The organism is Collinsella aerofaciens ATCC 25986 (genome assembly GCF_964237925.1).
GTDB lineage: Bacteria > Actinomycetota > Coriobacteriia > Coriobacteriales > Coriobacteriaceae > Collinsella > Collinsella aerofaciens_BJ.
In genome coordinates, this window is sequence record NZ_CAXSKI010000033.1 from 1 (window position 1) to 3,396 (window position 3,396).

Sequence of the window (3,396 nt, forward strand, 5' to 3'; positions counted from 1 at the left end):
TTTGCCGCCAGGGTCCCGGGCCTTGTGGCGCCGAGCACGAGTATCGACGAGAGAAGGAAGGGGATGAAGGGAAGGAAGGACGGCGCCTGGGCAATGGCGTAGGGCAGGAAGGAGAGGAACGGCAGGTCGTTTGCGGAGGCCGGGATATCCGCGATGCCGGAGCTGCTCAGGGCACGGCAATATGCGAGCTCTGCGTCATTGGTCTCCTGGTCCCCCACGATGGACCCGGATTGGAAGCCCTCGTCCATGAGCGCGTAGTAGCTCTCGGCAGAGTCGAGAAAGGCGGCGTCGGTTTGAGCGGCGAGGGCGGCGTTCGCGTATCTTGCAAGCTCCGCGTCAGCTTGCTGCTCTGGCGATAGGTCTATGCCGCTGGCCTGGGGTGCGCGCGTATTGAATGCGTCGACAGAGCCCTGCATGCCCTGCTTCATAAAGAAGGGCCCGTAGATGGGTGAATTGAACGCAATGGGGACGGAGAAGGCTGCAGCGAGAACGAGCGTACAAATCCATACGGCCTTGTCTCTTAGGATTAGTTTGAGAAGAAGTCGACAGTACATTTAGAAGCACCTACGTTCCTCAAAGAATTGTTAGATTAAAAGTAACAGACCGGATGAAGATGCGTAAGATGGGGGCGAGGCGAATGGCTGAGCGGTATCGATACGCGGGTTCAACGGCATCACATTGGCCACATAGATAATTAACTTGCATTTCTAACAGTTAAGGAGACGGGTGCTGTCCAGCACACTCCTTCGATGATGCCTTCCGCTAGTTGCTATGCCGGTTTCAGCCAACAAAGAATGTGCCCGGGCGCTCAGGTTCACCGTTAGCGTTGGCAACATATGAGACGGGCCAGACCCTTGCCGCGCGCCGATTGCGCGAGAGGTGTCGGGCTCCATGTTTATTCCACCTGCTTGTTATCAACCAGCTTCGTTCAACGTTAGACATTCAAGATGTCAGACGTCGAACCTGCGCCAAAGACGCAGCTGGGGCTACTAGTTGCCTACAATCGCTCGCGAAGCTCGCCTGTTCGTGCGTGAATATCTGACAGCTCCGTCAGACATTGTCGGACATTTGATTGTTCGACAAATGCGCACGTGGTCGCGTTCGCAAAGATTACTGAACGGTCGATGGGTGCGTTGAGACCGGAGCAAACGGCGGATGCCAGAAAAATGGCCTCACAGAATCGCACCCATGGTTGATAAAATTGACCGCCCTGGCGCAAATACCCGGGCGGTCAATTCATCCCCTCGTTCGCGATCCTGTTGGGTTTTGCGGCTTTGACATGTTGTTGACGGATGGATCAGCCGTACAGCTTGATCTCCCGGGGTTCCATGTGGTCGTCCCCCAATAAGACGTCCCTGATGTAGCTCTGCGGCAGGAACTCGACGGGCAGCACCGGATCGTCGACGTAGCCGAGCACGGGGAGTAGGCGTGGCCTTTGGATATAGCGTGGCCGCCTGCCGGCGGTCGGACTGCCACTTCAGTCAAAAGCTCAGGCGCGCGCATTAAAATAATGGATATATCGCTTGATAGGCTTTTGACCAAGCATGAACATCGCAGGTAAATCCGTGTACCAATTTTTGGTATACGAATTTACCTGCGGTTTGCTGAAAGCTCTGACATGCGCTGTCGACTTCATTAAAATCGATTGCCGATCAAGTCTTCCTATATATGCGAGCCCTGAGAAACTGCGCTTTGAACCTGAGACCGCTATCGATCGGCCCGGTGCACCGGGCCGCTGTCCTCGAGCCGGCATCAGCTTGCCGGTCTCAAAACGTATACTTGATTTAAGGCGGAGTGGAATGTGGGCGCGCAAGGAGATGCGGAATCGATGAGAGCCTCAAAAAAAATTACTGCAGTGTTATCATCTTTCATCCTCTCTATTCTTCCATTTCTGATTCTATGGGCGGCTTGGTCAGTCCTCCCTGATACAATTCCCGCTCATTGGAGTGGGGGTGTGGTTGATCGATGGGGTAATAAGCTTGAATTGCTGGTTGTTCCGCTGTTTTCTCTGATTGGTTCTATTGCAATTTCTGTGTACCTTATTGTTTCCACGCGGCGAAGAGAGTTCGCGGATTTCTCTGTTCGAATGCGACGGGACTTTGTTGCGTGCTATATTTCTAGTCTTCTTTTATCGACAACCTGCTCAGTGATAATTGCCGTTTGGGTTCAGTTGATTCTTACGCAAAACACTGCGGTTGATGGGGGGCTTGGACTATCGATCCTGTATTCCCTTCCCGGGCTATATGTGATCTTGTGCGCTTTGCCGCCTTTTTATGCGAGCGGCGAGAGCAAAAAGGCAGAGCGCCTGATAACAGTTCTTATTGGCGGCGCGGAGATTGTTCTTTGTGGAATAGTGCTTGAAGGTTCGGCTGCCTCTTATGCGATGATTGGACTGATGATTCTGTTCTGTGCGTTTGAGATTGTGTCACAGGTAAGGGATAGCCGGTCCTTATGAGTTGAATTACGCGCGTGCGGATATAAAGGGTGGCATGTTAAATTTGTTGAAAACTCTGACATGCGCTGCCGACTTTATTAAAATCGATTGCCAATCAAGTCTTCCTATATATGCGAGCCCTGAGAAGCTGCGCTGTGAACCTGAAACCGCTATCGATCGGCCCGGTGCACCGGGCCGCTGTCCTCGAGCCGGCATCAGCTTGCCGGTCTCAAAACGTATGCCGTCCGGTACGACCAACAGCCGAGTCTTGCGCCCAGTTCGAGCAGCGCCAGAACCCCGTGCCGGAACCCACGCAGCCGATGGCAGGGGAATTCAGCCGCGGCCATCGAGGAGCCGACCCAGGGACGGCGCCCCCAGTCCTCGAAAGATTTCCACCGCCCCCTACAGGCCTGGATTGATTTAACAGTTGATTTAATCCGGCTGAACAAGCCGAGCATGGGCCGGTTGACAAAATGTAAGGTAAAAAAGCAGATACGACCGTACGCCGGTGCGGGGTTCGGGTGATGTGATAGAAAGTAATACACGTATTACATCTAACCGGGAGGTGCATCATGGCAACCGCCACCGCAGCCCTGAGAACCCCCGAGGACCTCGCGAACAGGTACGACCGCCTGGCGAAGTCGACGGGCCGCACGAAAACCTTCTACATGACGGAGGCGCTTGCCGCAGAGATAGGCAGGCTCGAATACGAGTACGGCCTCATGAATTATCCGGGAAGCGTTTGGTTGCGAGGTATGCCAGTGTGAGGGCCTGATTCGTCAGGCCCCGCACAGGGGGACCGCGATGGTGGCCACCGCGCCGCCCGAGGGGCTGTTGGCGAGCGAGACGGAGCCCCCGTGGGCGCTCGCGGCCTCGGAGGCGACGTGGAGGCCGAGCCCGTAGTGGCGGCCTCCGTCGCGCGAGGAGCGGGAGGAGTCGTCTGTGAAGAGGCGCTCGCAGCC

4 protein-coding genes are annotated in these 3,396 nt (G+C 55.3%); 2 read left to right on the forward strand and 2 right to left on the reverse strand.

The window, feature by feature from the left end:
* A partial coding sequence (locus ACESWY_RS10190; RefSeq protein ID WP_373094340.1) for a hypothetical protein occupies positions 1 to 554 on the reverse strand: 554 nt, incomplete at its 3' end.
* Between the two features lie 1,274 nt (positions 555 to 1,828).
* Between ACESWY_RS10190 and ACESWY_RS10195 the strand changes: the two genes are divergently transcribed.
* A complete protein-coding gene (locus tag ACESWY_RS10195; RefSeq protein WP_055287380.1) occupies positions 1,829 to 2,455 on the forward strand; it encodes a DUF1648 domain-containing protein in 627 nt (208 codons plus the stop codon).
* A 551-nt stretch (positions 2,456 to 3,006) separates the two neighbouring features.
* The gene (locus ACESWY_RS10200) at positions 3,007 to 3,201 is read left to right on the forward strand and encodes a YlcI/YnfO family protein (protein ID WP_117717075.1); all 195 of its coding nucleotides are present in this window, start codon (positions 3,007 to 3,009) and stop codon (positions 3,199 to 3,201) included.
* Positions 3,202 to 3,213: 12 nt separating this feature from the next.
* Here ACESWY_RS10200 and ACESWY_RS10205 read toward each other — a convergent pair.
* Positions 3,214 to 3,396 (reverse strand): ATP-binding protein (locus ACESWY_RS10205; RefSeq protein WP_373094342.1); only part of this gene is annotated, 183 nt, incomplete at its 5' end.

What these genes read in the sequence shown, in the direction of transcription:
- ACESWY_RS10200 (WP_117717075.1), top strand. Translation starts at nt 3,007, where the DNA reads ATGGCAACCGCCACCGCAGCCCTGAGAACCCCCGAGGACCTCGCGAAC.
- ACESWY_RS10195 (WP_055287380.1), top strand. Translation starts at nt 1,829, where the DNA reads ATGAGAGCCTCAAAAAAAATTACTGCAGTGTTATCATCTTTCATCCTC.